17 protein-coding genes are annotated in these 16,346 nt (G+C 60.4%); 9 read left to right on the top strand and 8 right to left on the bottom strand.

Annotation, left to right across the window (positions count from 1 at the left end; genetic code table 11):
- Window positions 1-48 precede the first annotated feature (48 nt).
- Window positions 49-948 carry a LysR substrate-binding domain-containing protein gene (locus tag CI807_RS09555; protein WP_095014494.1) on the top strand — a complete coding sequence of 300 codons (900 nt, stop codon included), beginning with the start codon at window positions 49-51 and terminating at the stop codon, window positions 946-948.
- A gap of 98 nt (window positions 949-1,046) precedes the next feature.
- Window positions 1,047-1,577 (top strand): bacterioferritin, encoded by a 531-nt coding sequence (locus CI807_RS09550; RefSeq protein WP_016976947.1) that lies wholly within the window; start codon window positions 1,047-1,049, stop codon window positions 1,575-1,577.
- A 110-nt stretch (window positions 1,578-1,687) separates the two neighbouring features.
- On the opposite strand, the gene CI807_RS09545 is transcribed toward CI807_RS09550, so the two are convergent.
- Window positions 1,688-3,757 (bottom strand): AsmA family protein, encoded by a 2,070-nt coding sequence (locus CI807_RS09545; RefSeq protein WP_095014493.1) that lies wholly within the window; start codon window positions 3,755-3,757, stop codon window positions 1,688-1,690.
- A 359-nt stretch (window positions 3,758-4,116) separates the two neighbouring features.
- On the opposite strand from CI807_RS09545, the gene CI807_RS09540 reads away from it, so the two are divergent.
- On the top strand, window positions 4,117-4,569 hold the full coding sequence (locus CI807_RS09540; protein WP_095014492.1) for a hypothetical protein: 453 nt from the start codon (window positions 4,117-4,119) through the stop codon (window positions 4,567-4,569).
- 151 nt (window positions 4,570-4,720) lie between these two features.
- A complete protein-coding gene (locus tag CI807_RS09535) occupies window positions 4,721-5,353 on the top strand; it encodes a TetR family transcriptional regulator (protein ID WP_025857330.1) in 633 nt (210 codons plus the stop codon).
- A gap of 5 nt (window positions 5,354-5,358) precedes the next feature.
- On the opposite strand, the gene CI807_RS09530 is transcribed toward CI807_RS09535, so the two are convergent.
- The gene (locus tag CI807_RS09530; RefSeq protein WP_016976943.1) at window positions 5,359-5,856 is read right to left on the bottom strand and encodes a C40 family peptidase; all 498 of its coding nucleotides are present in this window, start codon (window positions 5,854-5,856) and stop codon (window positions 5,359-5,361) included.
- Window positions 5,857-6,133: 277 nt separating this feature from the next.
- Between CI807_RS09530 and ureE the strand changes: the two genes are divergently transcribed.
- The 5 genes from ureE to CI807_RS09505 all read left to right on the top strand — a co-directional run bounded on the left by ureE (window position 6,134) and on the right by CI807_RS09505 (window position 9,844).
- Window positions 6,134-6,649: an urease accessory protein UreE gene (gene ureE, locus CI807_RS09525; protein WP_095014491.1), complete on the top strand. Its 516-nt coding sequence runs from the start codon at window positions 6,134-6,136 to the stop codon at window positions 6,647-6,649.
- Complete coding sequence (locus CI807_RS09520; protein ID WP_095014490.1) at window positions 6,646-7,320, top strand: urease accessory protein UreF; 675 nt, start codon at window positions 6,646-6,648, stop codon at window positions 7,318-7,320. The genes ureE and CI807_RS09520 overlap by 4 nt, the downstream gene beginning before the upstream one ends.
- A gap of 13 nt (window positions 7,321-7,333) precedes the next feature.
- Window positions 7,334-7,948, top strand: coding sequence for an urease accessory protein UreG (ureG, locus tag CI807_RS09515; RefSeq protein WP_016972570.1), 615 nt, complete (start codon window positions 7,334-7,336; stop codon window positions 7,946-7,948).
- Between the two features lie 22 nt (window positions 7,949-7,970).
- Window positions 7,971-8,543 (top strand): HupE/UreJ family protein, encoded by a 573-nt coding sequence (locus CI807_RS09510; protein ID WP_028615536.1) that lies wholly within the window; start codon window positions 7,971-7,973, stop codon window positions 8,541-8,543.
- Between the two features lie 182 nt (window positions 8,544-8,725).
- A complete protein-coding gene (locus CI807_RS09505; RefSeq protein ID WP_095014489.1) occupies window positions 8,726-9,844 on the top strand; it encodes an AGE family epimerase/isomerase in 1,119 nt (372 codons plus the stop codon).
- On the opposite strand, the gene CI807_RS09500 is transcribed toward CI807_RS09505, so the two are convergent.
- The 6 genes from CI807_RS09500 to CI807_RS09470 form a co-directional block, all read right to left on the bottom strand.
- Window positions 9,816-10,721 carry a cation diffusion facilitator family transporter gene (locus CI807_RS09500; RefSeq protein ID WP_095014488.1) on the bottom strand — a complete coding sequence of 302 codons (906 nt, stop codon included), beginning with the start codon at window positions 10,719-10,721 and terminating at the stop codon, window positions 9,816-9,818. The genes CI807_RS09505 and CI807_RS09500 overlap by 29 nt on opposite strands.
- Window positions 10,722-10,900: 179 nt before the next feature.
- Window positions 10,901-11,665 carry an SDR family oxidoreductase gene (locus tag CI807_RS09495; RefSeq protein ID WP_095014487.1) on the bottom strand — a complete coding sequence of 255 codons (765 nt, stop codon included), beginning with the start codon at window positions 11,663-11,665 and terminating at the stop codon, window positions 10,901-10,903.
- A 789-nt stretch (window positions 11,666-12,454) separates the two neighbouring features.
- A complete protein-coding gene (locus CI807_RS09485) occupies window positions 12,455-13,171 on the bottom strand; it encodes an ABC transporter ATP-binding protein (protein WP_016976934.1) in 717 nt (238 codons plus the stop codon).
- Complete coding sequence (locus CI807_RS09480; protein ID WP_028615532.1) at window positions 13,168-14,043, bottom strand: ABC transporter ATP-binding protein; 876 nt, start codon at window positions 14,041-14,043, stop codon at window positions 13,168-13,170. Before CI807_RS09480 ends, CI807_RS09485 begins: the two co-directional genes overlap by 4 nt.
- Window positions 14,040-15,317, bottom strand: a complete 1,278-nt coding sequence (gene livM, locus CI807_RS09475) for a high-affinity branched-chain amino acid ABC transporter permease LivM (RefSeq protein ID WP_095014486.1) — start codon at window positions 15,315-15,317, stop codon at window positions 14,040-14,042. The genes CI807_RS09480 and livM overlap by 4 nt, the downstream gene beginning before the upstream one ends.
- Window positions 15,318-15,319: 2 nt before the next feature.
- Complete coding sequence (locus CI807_RS09470; RefSeq protein WP_003188099.1) at window positions 15,320-16,234, bottom strand: branched-chain amino acid ABC transporter permease; 915 nt, start codon at window positions 16,232-16,234, stop codon at window positions 15,320-15,322.
- Window positions 16,235-16,346: the final 112 nt, after the last annotated feature.

The following is a 16,346-nucleotide window of genomic DNA, read 5'->3' as shown; positions in this document are numbered from 1 at the left end:
ATGAGCAATAATTGATCTGGATGAATCTATTTCATCCATGGAGCTGGAATGTTTGCCTCGTTGCCACTCACCGCCCTGCGCACCTTTGAATCGGCGTCGCGCCTGCTCAGCTTCAAGGCCGCAGCCCAGGAACTGTCGGTCACGCCGACAGCGGTCTCCCACCAGATCCGCAGCCTGGAAACCTGGCTGGGGGTGCCATTGTTCGAACGCCTGCCACGCCAGGTGCGCCTGACGGAGTGTGGTGAGCGACTGTTCCACAGTTTGCACGGCGCCCTGCTGGACGTGGCGCAAAGCCTCGACACCCTGCGCCCACAACGCAGCGCCGGGCACCTCACCGTATCCACCACGCCAGCCTTCGCCGCCTTATGGCTGGTACCACGGCTGGGGCGTTTTTACGCCGCGCACCCCGGTATCAACCTGCGCCTGGATACCCAATGCGACGTAGTCGACCTGCAGCAGGATGCCAGCGTCGATCTGGTGATCCGCTACAGCCTTGACGACTACCCCAACCTCTATGGGCTGTGCCTGTTCGATGAATGCTTTGCGGTATACGGCTCCCCTGAGCAGGTGGCGCTGGCGCAAACGCAAGCCCCCACATTGATCAGCGTACGCTGGCACAACTCCAAGCTCTACGCGCTCGGTTGGCAAGCCTGGTGCGAAAAGGCCGGGGAACGCTGGTTGCAGGATGCGCCGGCATTGCGCGAATACGATGAAGAGCACTACGCCCTGCAAGCTGCCATCGCAGGTCAGGGCCTGGTCCTGGCCAGCAACATTTTGGTATCGGAAAGTCTCGCGTCAGGTTTACTGGTGCCTTACCGGCCGCAGATCAGCGTGGACGGCGCCGGTTACAGCGCCTTGTGCGTACCGGGCCGCGAGCGCCATCCGCCAGTGCGGGCATTTTTCCAGTGGATGCAGGAGGAAGTCAGGCTCTCCGGTCACGCCTTGTAAAATCCGATAAAACTTTTTGTGTTGTGCAGGACTCACAACTTGGAGCGATCACGCCGGCAGAGCGTGGCGCAAAACCGGATTAGTACCAGGAGATTGAGATGACCGAAGCAAACTTGACTGACGTTGCGACCCTGCGCAGCCGCGCCCGCCAGAACGTCGAAAACGGTGCTGTGACTGAAGGTTATGACGCCGACCGCGAAGAAATCATCCGCCTGCTCAACGCATCGCTGGCCACCGAGCTGGTCTGCGTGCTGCGCTACAAGCGCCACTACTTCATGGCCAGCGGCATCAAGGCGTCCGTCGCCGCCGACGAGTTCCTCGAACACGCCACCCAGGAAGCCGAACACGCGGACAAACTCGCCGAACGCATCGTGCAATTGGGCGGTGAGCCGGAGTTCAACCCGGACCTGCTGACCAAGAACTCCCACGCCCAATACGTGGCCGGCAAAGACCTCAAGGAAATGGTCTACGAAGACTTGGTTGCCGAGCGGATTGCCGTGGACAGCTACCGCGAAATCATCCAATACATTGGCGATAAAGACCCGACCACACGTCGCCTGTTTGAAGAAATCCTGGCTCAGGAAGAAGAGCACGCGGACGATATGGCGGATATCCTAGAAAGCCTGTAACACCGCAATACCCTGTAGGAGCCGGCTTGCCGGCGATGCTGGCCTCACGATCTCGACAGAGTTCAAGGCCCTCATCGCCGGCAAGCCGGCTCCTACATTTTTGTGGCCGATCAACCTTTTACGGTTTTCGGCGCCTTGCCTTCCTTCATCTGCTGCAATAACGGCGCACATTCATTCGGCTCACCACCACTCGGCGCAACCAATGCCAGCAACCCGGCCGCCGGCCCGGCAATTACACCCAGCGCCACCATGCCCGCCCCCCGTAGCGCCAGCGGAATGGCTTTCACACCCGCATTGGGCTTGATGAACGGCCCGTTGACGTACAGCGGTGAACGCAGGGAGAACAGGCGGAAGCCTTTCGATTCCGGGGTGATGGTGAGATCCAACTGCTCGGTGGCCATGTTCGCCGTGCCGTCGATGTAGATGATGGCGTTCTCGGTATCGAACACAAACAACCGCGTGGTCGCCAAGCCTGTCTTGATGCCAAAGTCCGCCGCCGCGCAGTTGATCTTCACTTCCTTGTCGCCAAATAGGCGGCCTACCACGTAGTTGCCCACGTTGAGCCCGGCGATTTCCATCAGGCTGCGGCTGATGGCACCGTCGTTGATCAGCATCTTCAGGTTACCGTTTGAGCTGCCCAGCAGGGCTGCTACGGAGTTGCCGCGTCCGGAAATGTCGGCATCGCCATTGAGTTCACCAAAGCTGGTTTTCATCGGTTCGAAGGTTGGGAACAGCTGCTTGAGCTTGAAGTTGCGCGCGGTGAGTTTGGCGCGGCCTTCCATTGGCGTGATGCGACCATTCAAACGAATCTGCGCATCCAGCTTGCCGCCAGCCACGCCGAAACGCAGGGGTTCGAGGCTCAGTACGCCGTCATTCAGAACCAGGTGGGTGTAGAGGTCGGTAAACGGCAGATCGGCACTGTGCACGATGCGCTTGCCGGTGAATTCCACGTCGGCATCCATGACGCGCCAACGCTCGGTGCGGAATTCTTCCACCGGCAACACTTTGGTCGCCGGCTGTTTGCTGTCGCCGCCACGGGCTTTTTGTTTGGCGTTGGAGTCGGCGCCAATCAGCGGTGCGAGGTCGGTCATCAGCAGTTGGTTGGAGACCAGCGCGCCGCTGAGCTTGGGCCGTGGCTGGCTGGCGACGTAGGCAAGGTTGCCGTGGATATCGCTGTTGCCGATCTTGCCGTTGAAGTTGTCATAGCGAAAGGACGCGCCATTGGCTTCGTGCAGCTTGGCGATCAGATGACCATCGGTGGAGTAAGCCGGCGAATCCGGCAGGGTCACGCCAGTCAGGGGATAGAGATTGCCCAGGCTGGAACCGGCGAGTTTCAGGCGCAGGTCGAGCGCGCCCAGGTTCAGCGGGTCGGTCAGGGTGCCGGCCAGGGCGATGCTGGTGTCGGCAATCTTGACCTGGGCTTGCAGCGGGAAGGGTTTGGCCGCGTCCTGCAAAGCCAGCAGGCCACCGATCTTGCCGCTGCCGTCGAGTTTCTGGCCATGGTACTGGCCTTTGACCTTGAGGCCGAACGCATAATCCTGGGGAGCGGAGCCTTTTTCCAGGGCCTTCTTGGCATCGGCGTCGCCGACGATTTCGCCGAACGGGATGGGTTTGCCCAGCGGGTCGATGATCACATCCAGCTGAGTCTTGAGGGTCTGGTCGTCAAGGGTCACATGGCCTTTGTCGAAACCAATGGCGCCGATATCCACCACCCAGTTGGAAGGTTCGGCGTTCGGGTCTTTGGGGTCGAACTTAAAGGTCCAGTTGGCGCGGCCATCGGCCAGGCGCTGCAACTGCGCGCTCGGCTCGGTGAGGTCGATACGCGGGATCACCACGCGCTGCACCAGCAACGCCAGGGGCGAGATGCGCAGCTCCACCTTCTTGAGGGTGACCATTTGCGGGTTTTTCGACCAGTCCGGGTTGCCCAGGGTCAGGTCTTCGGCAATCACATGCGGCCACGGCACCCAAGCGCGCCAGCCGCCTTCATCGGGCTCACGCGCCCACACCACCGCCAGGTTGCCGTTGATGGCAAATGGTCGATGCAATTCTTCGGAGACCTTGGCATTGAGGGGCGGCTTGATGCGGTTCCAGTCAAAGAACACCAGGACCAACACCACCACGGCGATTAACAAAGCGAAGCTGGCGCAGCTCCAAGCGACGATTTTACGAGTGCGCGTCATTGCACAGGACTCCTGAATACGACTGGCTGGGTGACAGCCTTTAAGGACAGCTTATAGAACTACGACTGGCAAACCGCCTGGGGGTTTAACCCGATCCCCGATTTGCCTGGAAAAACCTCAATTTCTGACCACTTCGACAGATTCTCCCTACGACCTCGCACCATTGTTACCCACGCACGTGTCGAAAATACCCACCCCGGTGCAAAACCGCGTGCTTGAGAGGCCCGATCTAGAGCCTCCGCCTAGAACAATCAATTCTGTTGATTATTACCATTGTGTTTATGAACTTTTATATCGACTTATCGAGAGTAGCATTAGCCCTGTACCCACTTTATCGCCCTCCCAAGGAGCAACCCATCATGAAACGCCAATTACTCGCTACCGCCCTGTTATCCATCCTGGCTTCCAGTGCCTTTGCCCTGCCAGCCGCCGAACAAGCCACTCCACAAGTCAAAGCTGACGCCGTTCCTTTCAGCCAGACCGTTGCTCGCAGCGGTTCGCAAGAAGAAGAGAATCGTGACTACGCTAAAGGCGCTGTGGCCGAAAATGGTTCGGAACAAGCCAACAAACGCGCTTACACCGATGGCCTGACCGAAAACGGCCGCAACCGCCTGGAACAGAAAGGCCTGGTTGAAGGTGGTGCTGATCGCCTGATGGAACGCAACGCTGTTGCCGAAGGTGGCCGTGATCGTCTGGAACAGAAAGGTCTGGTCGAAGGCGGTGCTGAACAAGCCAACAAACGCGCCTACACCGAAGGCGTTGCTGAGGGCGGTGCTGATCGTCTGCAAGAACTGCATCAAGCACAGAGCTAACCCCGTGGTGGCCGAGAAAAAAGCCCGATCTGTCGATCGGGCTTTTGCTTTCCTGTAGATCGCGTCACGCCCGTCTCCCGCCAAGTTCGACGTCAACAGACCTGTTTTGCTAGAGTGCGTCGCTGTACTTGCCAACAAAGCCCGCCCGCCAATGCTGCCCCGCGCCGAACAGAAGCAACAGACCCGCCTCGCCCTGATGGACGCAGCCCGCCATTTGATGGAGTGTGGCCGTGGGTTTGGCAGCCTGAGCCTGCGTGAAGTGGCGAAGACCGCCGGTATCGTGCCCACCGGTTTCTATCGGCATTTTGCCGACATGGACCAGTTGGGGCTCGTGTTGGTGAGTGAAGTCGGCCAGACCTTTCGCGCCACCATCCGCCTGGTGCGCCATAACGAATTCGTGATGGGCGGCATTATCGATGCCTCGGTGCGAATCTTTCTCGATGTGGTCTCGGCCAACCGTTCGCAATTCCTGTTCCTGGCCCGCGAGCAATACGGCGGCTGCCTGGCCGTGCGCCAAGCCATCGGTGCGCTACGTGAAGACATCACCCGCGACCTGGCGGCCGACCTGACGTTCATGCCAAAACTGCAGCACCTGGATGCAGAGGGCCTGCATGTGATGGCCGACCTGATCGTCAAAAGTGTGTTCGCCACCCTCCCCGACATCATCGACCCACCGGCCCAGGCCCTGCCTGACCACCTCACGCCCCAGGCGAAGATCACCCAGCAATTGCGCTTTATCTTTATCGGTTTGAAGCACTGGCAAGGGCTGGGCAGTACCGAATAATGCAATCACCCCGCCGAGTGAAAACGCTTGGCCGTGGTGTAGTTTTTGTTCCAGTAGCTGTTGCTCAACGAATCAATACGGATGTTCTTGCCCGTACGTGGCGAATGAATGAATTTGCCTTGGCCTATATAAAGCCCCACATGGCTGACTTGGCCACGCCCGTTTGCCTTGAAAAACACCGCATCGCCGGGCTTGAGTGCGTTGCGCTTGATGGTCGGAGCCGTGGAGCGGTGCATGGCGGCGGTGGTGCGCGGTATCTTGATATTGGCCTCGGTCTTGAACAGATAGACCAGCAGGCTGCTGCAATCGAACCCCTGATCCGCCGAGGTGCCGCCCCATTTGTACGGCGTGCCCAGCAATTCGTGGGCGCGGTCCACCACATCCTCGATAGACGCTGGCGCCAGCGAAGCGCTGAAAGACGGCGGGGGTTTCAGATTGGCAGAGGCCGATGAAAGGGCGAAAGACAGACTGACAATGACCAGACAACAAAATGACTTGAACATGATGAACGTCGCAGTGAATTAAACACGGCGCACAGACTAATCATCTCGCGGGTAAGGTGATGAACGCCGATTCCTCATACCCTGTAGGGAAAATCCGAAAACGCCCAGCACGCGTGCAACACGCAACATTGCGCACCACTTTGGAGCATATCCGGAATTCTGCTTCGCCCTGTTTAGTGGCATTACCACCATTGCCTACAGGCAATTCCTACTCCCTATCGAGATTGGCAAGCCCCTTGCTCTAGCTGTTTCATCGCTCATAGCTGGAAGCTTCCTGATGCTGGTGATCCACCGTCGAATCGCCCCCCAAGCCCTCTGGGCCGCCGAGTTGCTGCTGAACTTCGAAGCCCGCAGCAAAAGCCGCCTGCGCTGTTTCAGTGCCGACGGTGAAGACGTCGGCCTTTTCCTGGAGCGCGGCCAGCCGCCGCTGCACGATGGCGAATTCCTACAGGCTGAAGACGGACGAGTCGTACGCGTGTGCGCCCGGCCTGAACAACTGCTGCATGTCACCTGCAGCAGCGCATTTGAACTGACGCGCGCGGCGTATCACCTGGGTAACCGGCATGTGGCGTTGCAGGTGGGCGATGGCTGGCTGCGCCTGCTCGATGACTATGTACTCAAGGGCATGCTCGAACAGCTGGGCGCGCAGACGCAGACCCTCGAAGCGCCGTTCCAGCCGGAACATGGCGCCTACGGCGGCGGGCATCATCATTCGCGCCATGGCGATGAAGATTTCAACTACCCGCCCAAGCTGCACCAGTTCGGCGTGCACCAGTTCGGCGTGCGCCTGTGAACCCAGCCTGGGCGCTGCTGCGTCTGGCCAGTCCGCAATTGCCGATTGGTGGCTACAGCTATTCCCAGGGTTTGGAAATGGCGGTGGAGAACGGTCGCGTCAACGACGCTGCCAGTGCGCGACGCTGGATCAGCGATCAGTTGCTGCTCAACCTGGCGCGCTTCGAAGCGCCGGTGTTGCTCGCCCATTGCCAAGCAGCCTGTGAGGCCGATTGGCCACGCCTGGCCCAGCTGTGCGAAGAACATCGCGCCAGCCGTGAGACCCGCGAGCTGTACCAGGAGAGCCGGCAGATGGGCTACTCCCTGCAACAACTGCTCAACGGCCTGCCGGAACTGGATGAAGCTGCCCGCACCTTCCTTCAAGAGTGCGCAGAACCGCATTTGGCTGTGGGCTGGGCCCTGGCCGCACGCGCCTGGAGTATCAGCCCCGCCGACGCCCTCGCCGCCTGGCTCTGGAGCTGGCTGGAAAACCAACTGGCCGTGCTGATGAAAACCCTGCCCCTGGGCCAGCAAGCCGCCCAACGCCTGACCAGTGAATTGCTGCCGTTGCTGCAACAAGCCCAGCAGGACGCCAGCCGCATCGAACCCCACCATTTCGGCAGCGCCGCGTTTGGCCTGTCCCTGGCCTGCATGGCCCACGAGCGCCAATACAGCCGCCTGTTCCGTTCCTAGGAGAAAAGCACATATGAACACACAACCTTTGCGTGTCGGCATCGGCGGCCCGGTGGGCTCCGGCAAGACGGCCCTGACCCTGGCCCTGTGCCTCGCGCTGCGTGATCGCTACAACCTCGCGGTGGTCACCAACGACATCTACACCCGCGAAGACGCCGACTTCCTGGTGCGCAACCAGGCCCTCGCGCCGGAACGCATCATCGGCGTGGAAACCGGCGGCTGCCCGCACACCGCGATCCGCGAAGACGCCTCGATCAACCTGGAAGCTGTCGACCAGCTCAACCGCCGCTTCCCCGGCCTGGACCTGATTCTGGTGGAATCCGGCGGCGACAACCTCTCGGCCACCTTCAGCCCGGAGTTGTCGGACCTGACCATCTACGTGATCGACGTGTCCGCTGGCGACAAGCTGCCGCGCAAGGGCGGACCTGGGATCTGCAAGTCCGACCTGCTGGTGATCAACAAGATCGACCTGGCGCCCTTGGTCGGCGCGTCGCTGGAGCTGATGAACAGCGACACCACCCGCATGCGCAACGGCAAACCCTTTGTGTTCAGCAACCAGAAAACCGGTGTCGGCCTGGATGACATCGTCGCCTTCATCGAACGCCAAGGCCTGCTGACCGCCGCCTGATCAACCCATAAGGAACCTGTCCATGAGCCTCAAGAAACTCTTCACCGCCGCCGCTCTGCTGCTGGCCCCTGCCCTGGCCTTCGCTCACCCGGGCCACGGCGACAACGGCCTGGTGGCCGGTATCAGCCATCCCCTGGGCGGCATCGACCACCTGCTGGCGATGGTCGCCGTCGGTTTGTGGGCCGCCCAGCAAAAAGGCGCGGCGCGCTGGGCACTGCCGTGCACATTCGTCGGCACCATGCTGATTGGCGGCGTATTGGGTTTTGAAGGCCTGGCGTTGCCGGCGCTGGAAAGCGGGATTGCCGCGTCGGTGCTGGCCCTGGGCCTGGCGGTGGCGCTGGCGGTGCGCCCGCCGCTGTTCATGGCGGTGGGGGCTACGGCCTTGTTCGCGCTGTTTCACGGCGTGGCGCATGGCCTGGAGCTGCCGGACATGTCCAGCCCGTGGGCGTATGCCGCTGGCTTTGTCGGTGCGACTGCCGTGCTGCACGCGGCCGGTTATGCGGTGGTGCGCTTCCTGCCGGCTGCGGCGGCGCCGTTGGTGCGGATTGCGGGGGCGGCGTCGGCGGCGACGGGGGTCTGGTTGCTCGCAGGCTGATTTTCGGCGCCGATAAGGGCCTCTTCGCGAGCAAGCCCGCTCCCACAATTTAACCGCATTCCAAGGAAGTACTCGGTCAAATTGTGGGAGCGGGCTTGCTCGCGAAGGCGGCAGTACAAACAACACAGAACCCAAGCCTGATACCATGCGCGCCTACACCCCTGCCGTGACGACGCCAGCCAATGCCCAGCGCTTCCCAACCCTCCTTGAACACCGTGCTTACGCACTTCCACAGCCTGATCGTGCCGCTCTGGCAAGGCCCGGGCTGGAATGCCGACCTGGCATTGCCCTATGAGGCGCTGGACGCCGACCATCACCCACTGCCCCCGCAACGCTACCGCGCCATGGCCTGCGCCCGGCAGTTGTACCTATTTGCCAGCCTGATCGGCGAGCCCGGCGCGGCCTTTGCTGAAGAACGCGCAGCGGCACTGTTCCGCTCCCTGCAACGGCACTTCCACGACGCCGAGCACGGCGGCTGGTTCTACAGCATCGACCCGTCCGGTCAGCCGCTGGACAAGCGCAAAGACCTCTACACCCACGCCTTCATCATCTTTGCCTGCGCCCATTACTGGGCCAAAGTGCGTGAGCCATTGGTGGAGTCGGTGCTCAATGCCGCCCTGGAAGTGGTCGCCGAGCGATTTTCCACAGACGACGGTCTGTACGAAGCCGTGTTGGAGCGCAACTGGTCGTCACTGAAGTCGGGCCCACTGCAAAACCCACTGATGCACTTGGCCGAAGGCTTCCTCGCCACCCTCGCCGTGCGTGAGGATGCCAACGTACAAGCTGCCCTGCTGGCGTTGGCGACGGCCATGCAGCAGCGCTTCATCGACCGCCAGCACGGCGTGATGATGGAAAAACCGCTGGGCGCTGTGGATAACTGGTTCGAACCGGGGCACCAGTTCGAATGGTTCTTCTTGCTGGAGTCGTCGGATGTGCTGCGCGGTACGCCGCTGCATGCGTCCCTGACCCGGGCTTTCGCCTACGCAGAACTCAAGGGAGTGGATAACGTCAGCGGTTCGGTCAGCGGCATGCTGGCGCTGGACGGCACCGTGCGTGACGGCACCCAACGTATCTGGGCCCAGGCCGAGTACCTGCGGGCACTGACCTTGCGACCGGACAGCAAAGCGGTGCTGCAACGCCAATTGCTGGCGCTGCAACAGCACTTTCTGCATGCAAAAGGCTGGAATGAATGCCTGGATGCCAAGGGCGCCGTAAGCCGACGGGACATGCCGTCGACCACGCCGTATCACTTGGCCACCTGTTACCAGGGCCTTATGCAATCCACTTGCGATCTCCGGTAAAGCTGATCGTCAGCCAGCGCGCCGCATCCGGCGTGCCGAGCCCTGTGGATATCTCTTCGCGCAGCGCGTCCAGCGTCGCGACGTTATCCACCGGGTAATCCGCCGGCAATACCACATGAATCTCGATAAACCGCGCCCGCCCGTGCTTTTGCACGTACGACACGTAGTCGTCGAAACCATGTTTGGCCTGCGCCGCTTCCATCACTTCGCGCACTGTGTCGTCCAACTGGTCCGGCGCAATTCCCAACACCTCGCGCAAGGCCGGGCGCAGGATCTTGAACGCCGGCGCCAGCATGCTCAGGGCCAGCAGGATCAGGATCAATGGGTCGACATACACCGCCCACTCGCCGTAGCCCTGGGACTTGAGCAACAGTGCCGCCAGGAAGCTGATCAGCAAGCCCACCGACAACATCGCGTCCACCAGCCAACTGATGTTGTCGAACTGGATCAGCGATGATTTCAGGCGGCGATTGCGATAACGCACGTAAAAGAAGTAGGCGAACTCGACGACGGTAAACACCGTCGCGTAGATGATCACCAGCCCCAACTCGATCTCGCGGCCGCCATTGATAATGCCGAACACGCCGTTGAGGAACGCATAGATGGCGATCAGCAGCAGGAAACTGCCTTCGATCAGCAGCACCATCGGCTCCAGGTGCCAATAGCCGAACTGGAAACGCTCGTTGCTTTTCTTGGCGATCAGCTTGGCCGTGATCAGCATCAACACCTTGATGGCGGTGGCGATCAGCGAGAAAAAGCCGTCGAACAGAATGGATTGGGCGCCAGAAATCACACCCGTGACAATCCCGGCGATCGCGACGGCGAACATCAGGATGGTCGATTGTTTGAGCAGTGCCTGCTCACCTCGGTTACTCACATTTCCTCCCGTCAAAACCTTAAATCCGCACGGTGCGGAGGGGTTTTACCGGGTGGAGTGTACCTTATGTCGTGTTTTGGCCGATTTGCCGCCTCGCCGGCAAGCCGGCTCCTACAGGTCGACAGCGTTCTTCTGTAGGAGCCGGCTTGCCGGCGATAGTAGCAACTCGGTCTATAGCCTTACTTCGCCCCACGCTCGATAGCAAACCCAGCCCAGGTCTGGCTCACCGGCATCAGCTCCAACCGATTGATGTTCACATGCGCCGGCGTGTTCATGACCCAGAAGATCGTGTCCGCAATGTCCTGCGGCTGGATCGGCTCGGCACCCGCATAAGTCGCGTCATACCGCGCCTGGTCACCGCCGAAGCGCACCAGCGAGAACTCGCTCTCGCACAGGCCCGGTTCGATGTTGGTCACGCGCACGCCCGTGCCTTGCAAGTCGCAACGCAGGTTCAGCGAGAACTGCTTCACGAACGCCTTGGAACCGCCATACACGTGGCTGCCCGGATACGGATAATTACCCGCGATGGACCCCAGGTTGATGATGCCCGCACCACGACCGTGAGCGATCAGGCGTGGCAGCAGCAGGTTGGTGGTGGTCAGCAGGCCCTTGATGTTGGTGTCGACCATGGTTTCCCAATCGTCGAGGCTGCACTTGGGCGCAGGGTCGGTGCCCACGGCCAGGCCGGCGTTGTTGATCAGCCCACGCAGTTTGGCAAACGACGGCGGCAGGTTGGCGATGGCATCTTCCATGCCTTTGCGGTCCCGCACATCCACGACCAGGCCATGCACTTCAGTCTGCTTGGAAAGCTCTTCGACCAGCGCATTCAGGCGGTCGGCACGACGGCCGGTGAGCACCAGTTTCCAGCCGGCTTCGGCAAAACGACGGGCGCAGGCTTCGCCGAAACCTGAGGTTGCGCCAGTAATAAACAGCGTGTCGGACATGGTGTTCTCCTTGCGGGCATCGGGGAAAAAATCAGCCAGCAGAATGCCCGTACGCCGCGATGGCGGCAACCGCTAAGCACACAACTTGATACATGACTGGTCACTTTTTAATCAGATCTCTCAAAGCCATACGGAACGTGGCCTGCAGCTATGTGCGCGCAGGTTATCCACAGCTGCGCCCACAGTCTTTGGGGGCAACTACACAATGCTTCAGGCCGCTATAAACAAGGGCTGCAGGCAGTTTTAGAAAGTTTTTTGCTTGACCTTGGCCAGGCCGTATGAAGGCCCTTCGGTAAGCGGAAAATCAGAACGATGGCTCCAGGCCAGTCATTCCGGCCTCTGCGGCGGTCTTTCCAGAGTTTAGTCACAGACTTATCCACAGGCTGGCGGGACATATTCCGGTCATATACCTGTGTCTTTAAACAGGTTGACAAAGGCTTGGACCGGCGACCAAAAACCGCCTGATCAAAAAACAACCGCCGCGCTGCAAGCCCCGAATTCATTGGCTTCCAGCCAGCTACTCCCACGTTACCCACAGCCGGTTCCACAGCGGATGGGGACAAGTCAAAACTGTGACAAAACAGGGATTTGCGGCGGCTATATGTCGCGCTTTGGAGGGAGGCTGGATTTGTTTTCCACAATTTGGCGCCCCCCCAAAGGACACCCTAAAACAACTGTAGGAGCGAGCTCGCTCGCGAAGAACTCAAAGGCACCGCGCTCATTCAGCATGCACGCGTTATCGTTGGCGTTCTTCGCGAGCAAGCTCGCTCCTACAGAGTCAGCGTGCTATCAGTGACCGCCGAGGTAGGCGTTGCGCACTTCCTCATTCACCAGCAATTCCTTGCCGGTGCCGGTCAGGCGAATCTCGCCGTTGACCATCACATACGCGCGGTCCGACAGGCGCAGCGCGTGGTTGGCATTCTGTTCCACCAGGAAGATGGTCATCCCAGTTGAGGCCAGCTCACGCAGGGTCGAGAAGATCTGCTTCACCACAATCGGTGCCAGGCCCAGGCTCGGCTCGTCCAGCAGCAACAGCTTGGGTCGGCTCATCAACGCGCGGGCGATGGCGAGCATTTGCTGCTCGCCACCGGACATGGTCATGGCGCGCTGCGTACGCCGCTCCTTGAGCCGTGGAAACAGCTCGAACATGCGCTGCATGTCTTCCTGGGCAAACTTGTCGCCAATGGGGATGGTGCCCATCAACAGGTTTTCCTCGACGGTCATATCGGGGAACACTCGCCGCCCTTCCGGCGATTGCGCAATGCCGTTGGACGCGATGTAGTGCGACGACTTGTGGGTAATGTCGACACCGTTGTAGAGGATCTGCCCCGACTCGGCACGTGGCTGGCCGAAGATCGACATCAGCAGCGTGGATTTGCCCGCGCCGTTGGAGCCAATCAGGCTGACAGTTTCGCCTTCATTGATGTGCAGCGAGACTTTTTTCAGGGCCTGGATCGGGCCGTAATACACGTCCAGGTCCTTCATTTCGAGGATAGGTGCACTCATACCAACTCCTCTTCGTCGGCGCCCAGGTAGGCGGCAATCACTTTCGGGTCGTTGCGGATCGCGTCCGGCCCACCCTCGGCGATCACGTTGCCGTGGTCCAGCACCACGATGTGGTCGGAAATACTCATTACCATGCCCATGTCGTGTTCGATCAGCACCACGGTGAGGTCGTGTTCGTCGCGCAGCAGGCGAATCATCGCGCTGAGGGCTTCGGTTTCCTGGGGGTTGAGGCCCGCAGCCGGTTCGTCCAGACAGATGATCTGCGGACGCGTGCACATGGCGCGGGCGATCTCCAGGCGGCGCTGCTGGCCGTAGGAGAGTTCACCGGCCAGGCGGTTGGCGCAGTCGACCAGGTCCACCACTTCGAGCCAATAGAACGCGTGGTCCAACGCGTCGCTTTCGGCCTTGCGGTAGCCCTTGGTATTGAGGATGCCCGCGAGCATGTTGCGGTTGACCCACATGTGCTGGGCCACCAGCAGGTTTTCCACCACCGACATTTCCTTGAACAGGCGAATGTTCTGGAACGTCCGCGCCAAGCCGGCGCGGTTCACCAGGTGGGTGCCGCCGAACATCTTGTAGTACACCCGGCTGAGGAAGCTTTTGGGCGACACAAAGTCGGTGGGCTGGAAGCGCTCGCCGAGCAACTGGATCACGTCGGTCTGCTTGCCGCGAAGGTTGAGTTGGATCTTGCCGCCGCTGGCTTTGTAGAAGCCGGTGAGGCAGTTGAACACCGTGGTCTTGCCGGCGCCGTTGGGGCCGATCAGGGCGAAGATCGAGTTGCGCTCCACCTTGAGGCTCACATCGCTCAAGGCCTTGATGCCACCGAAGTGCATCATCAAATGTTCCACGGAAAGGACGACTTCCTTGCTCATGGCGCCACTCCTTTACGTGGGGTCACACCGGTACGGCTGATGCGGATCAAGCCGCGTGGTCGCCAGATCATCATCACCACCATCAACACGCCGAACAGAAGCACGCGGTATTCGGAGAAGCTACGCAGCAGTTCAGGCGCGACGGTCAGAACAAACGCCGCAATCACCACGCCCACCGTTGAGCCCATGCCGCCCAAGACCACGATGGCCAGGATCAGCGCCGACTCGAAGAAGGTAAACGACGACGGGTTGACGAAGCCCTGGTAGCTGGCAAAGAACACCCCGGCCAAGCCCGCCGTCGATGCACCAATGGTGAACGCCGAAAGTTTGACCAACACGTGGTTCAGGCCCATGGAGCGGCAGGCGATTTCATCTTCGCGCAAGGCTTCCCAGGCGCGGCCGACCGGCATGCGGGTCAGGCGATGCTTGATGTACAGCACGGCCAGCACCACCAGGAACAGCACGATGTAGATGAACAGGAATTTGATGTTGGGGTTGTAGTCGATGCCGAAGAATTCATGGAAGGGAATCCCGCCATCCTTCGCGCGCTTGCCGAACTCCAGGCCGAGGAAGGTCGGCGATGGCACCGGCATGCCGTTGGGTCCGCCGGTAAACGACAGCCAGTTGTTGAGCACCAGACGGATGATTTCACCAAAGCCCAGGGTCACAATGGCCAAATAGTCACCGTGCATTCGTAGCACCGGGAACCCGAGTATGCACCCCGCCAACGCTGCGGCGATGGCCGCCAGTGGCAACACCGTCCAGAAGCCCAGGCCGAGGTATTGATAACCCAATGCCAGGCCGTAGGCGCCGATGGCGTAGAACGCCACGTAACCCAGGTCGAGCAGGCCTGCCAGGCCCACCACGATGTTGAGGCCCAGGCCGAGCAACACATAGATCAGCCCGAGGATCACCACGGTGAGCAGGTACTTGTTGGCGAAGATCGGGAACACGATGGCGATCACGATCAGTGCCGGGATGATCCAGCGCAGCCGCGACTTGTAGTCCGGCGCCAGCACGTGCACGCCGGAGCCGGTGCTCTCGAAGCCCTGCAGGATCTTCAGGCCCTTGGGTGTTTGCAGGAACAGGCTCATGGCAAAGCGGCCGACCATCACGATGGCCACCAACAGGGCCACGCGGGCCGGTTCCAGGTTGAAGCTATAGCCGTCGAGGACCACGCCGACGATCGGACCGAACACGACCAGTGAAATCAGCCCGGCGAGGACTGTATCGACCACACTTTTCTTGATATCGATGGGTTTGGCAGCAGACATGTTTACACCTTCGCCACAAGTGGGCGACCAAGCAGGCCCTGGGGACGGAAAATCAGAATCACCACCAGCAGGGAGAAACTGAACACGTCTTTGTAGTCAGAGTTGATCAACCCCGAGAACAACGACTCGGAGATACCGAGGATGATCCCGCCCAACATCGCCCCAGGCAGGGAGCCGATGCCGCCGAGTACCGCTGCGGTAAACGCCTTGATGCCGATGATGAAGCCGGCATAGAAGTCGAAGGTGCCGTAGTTGAGGGTGATCAACACGCCAGCCAATGCCGCCATGGCGGCGCCGATGACGAACACATAGGAGATCACCCGGTCGGTGTTGATGCCGAGGATCGACGCCATCTTGCGGTCTTGCTGGGTGGCGCGGCACATGCGGCCGAGCTTGGTGTATTTGATGATGTAAGTGAGCAACGCCATGCCGGCAAACGCCGCCACGAGGATGAACACCTTGGTGTACGTCAACTGAACGAAACCTGTGCCGATATCGACACGCCAGGCCCCGGCCAGCAGGGTGGGAATGCCTTGTTGCTTGGCGCCCTGGGCGATCTGCGCGTAGTTCTGCAGGATCAGCGAGATACCGATGGCGCTGATCAGCGGTGCCAGTCGGGTGGAGTTGCGCAGTGGCTTGTAGGCGACACGTTCGATTACCCAGCCGTATACGCCAGTGACGACGACGGTGAAGATCAAGGTGCCGAGAATGAGCAGCGGGAAGGATTCGATGCCGAAGTAAGCCAGCAGTGCCAGACTGATCGCCGCGAGGTAAGCGGAAATCATATAAACCTCGCCGTGGGCGAAGTTGATCATGCCAATGATGCCATAGACCATTGTGTAGCCGATGGCGATCAGGCCATAGACCGACCCGAGGGTCAGGCCGTTGACCAGTTGCTGCAGGAAAATACCATCCATAACGCAATCTCACGCGGTGAGCACCTGCACACCGGTGGGTGTGCGGCGCTTCTGGAGGAAAACAGAGGCTCGGCGATACCCCTTGTAGGAGCGAGCTTGCTCGCGAAAAACC

The sequence above is a fragment of the Pseudomonas sp. NS1(2017) genome (genome assembly GCF_002269425.1).
Classification (GTDB): domain Bacteria; phylum Pseudomonadota; class Gammaproteobacteria; order Pseudomonadales; family Pseudomonadaceae; genus Aquipseudomonas; species Aquipseudomonas reactans.
Note: the sequence above shows the minus strand (reverse complement) of the source record. Positions and strands in the feature narration are given on the sequence as shown.

What these genes read in the sequence shown, in the direction of transcription:
- CI807_RS09555 (WP_095014494.1), top strand. Translation starts at nt 49, where the DNA reads ATGTTTGCCTCGTTGCCACTCACCGCCCTGCGCACCTTTGAATCGGCG.
- CI807_RS09535 (WP_025857330.1), top strand. Translation starts at nt 4,721, where the DNA reads ATGCTGCCCCGCGCCGAACAGAAGCAACAGACCCGCCTCGCCCTGATG.
- ureG (WP_016972570.1), top strand. Translation starts at nt 7,334, where the DNA reads ATGAACACACAACCTTTGCGTGTCGGCATCGGCGGCCCGGTGGGCTCC.
- CI807_RS09495 (WP_095014487.1), bottom strand. Translation starts at nt 11,665, where the DNA reads ATGTCCGACACGCTGTTTATTACTGGCGCAACCTCAGGTTTCGGCGAA.
- CI807_RS09505 (WP_095014489.1), top strand. Translation starts at nt 8,726, where the DNA reads ATGCCCAGCGCTTCCCAACCCTCCTTGAACACCGTGCTTACGCACTTC.
- CI807_RS09485 (WP_016976934.1), bottom strand. Translation starts at nt 13,171, where the DNA reads ATGAGTGCACCTATCCTCGAAATGAAGGACCTGGACGTGTATTACGGC.
- CI807_RS09545 (WP_095014493.1), bottom strand. Translation starts at nt 3,757, where the DNA reads ATGACGCGCACTCGTAAAATCGTCGCTTGGAGCTGCGCCAGCTTCGCT.
- CI807_RS09480 (WP_028615532.1), bottom strand. Translation starts at nt 14,043, where the DNA reads ATGAGCAAGGAAGTCGTCCTTTCCGTGGAACATTTGATGATGCACTTC.
- CI807_RS09510 (WP_028615536.1), top strand. Translation starts at nt 7,971, where the DNA reads ATGAGCCTCAAGAAACTCTTCACCGCCGCCGCTCTGCTGCTGGCCCCT.
- CI807_RS09530 (WP_016976943.1), bottom strand. Translation starts at nt 5,856, where the DNA reads ATGTTCAAGTCATTTTGTTGTCTGGTCATTGTCAGTCTGTCTTTCGCC.
- CI807_RS09550 (WP_016976947.1), top strand. Translation starts at nt 1,047, where the DNA reads ATGACCGAAGCAAACTTGACTGACGTTGCGACCCTGCGCAGCCGCGCC.
- livM (WP_095014486.1), bottom strand. Translation starts at nt 15,317, where the DNA reads ATGTCTGCTGCCAAACCCATCGATATCAAGAAAAGTGTGGTCGATACA.
- CI807_RS09470 (WP_003188099.1), bottom strand. Translation starts at nt 16,234, where the DNA reads ATGGATGGTATTTTCCTGCAGCAACTGGTCAACGGCCTGACCCTCGGG.
- CI807_RS09540 (WP_095014492.1), top strand. Translation starts at nt 4,117, where the DNA reads ATGAAACGCCAATTACTCGCTACCGCCCTGTTATCCATCCTGGCTTCC.
- ureE (WP_095014491.1), top strand. Translation starts at nt 6,134, where the DNA reads ATGCTGGTGATCCACCGTCGAATCGCCCCCCAAGCCCTCTGGGCCGCC.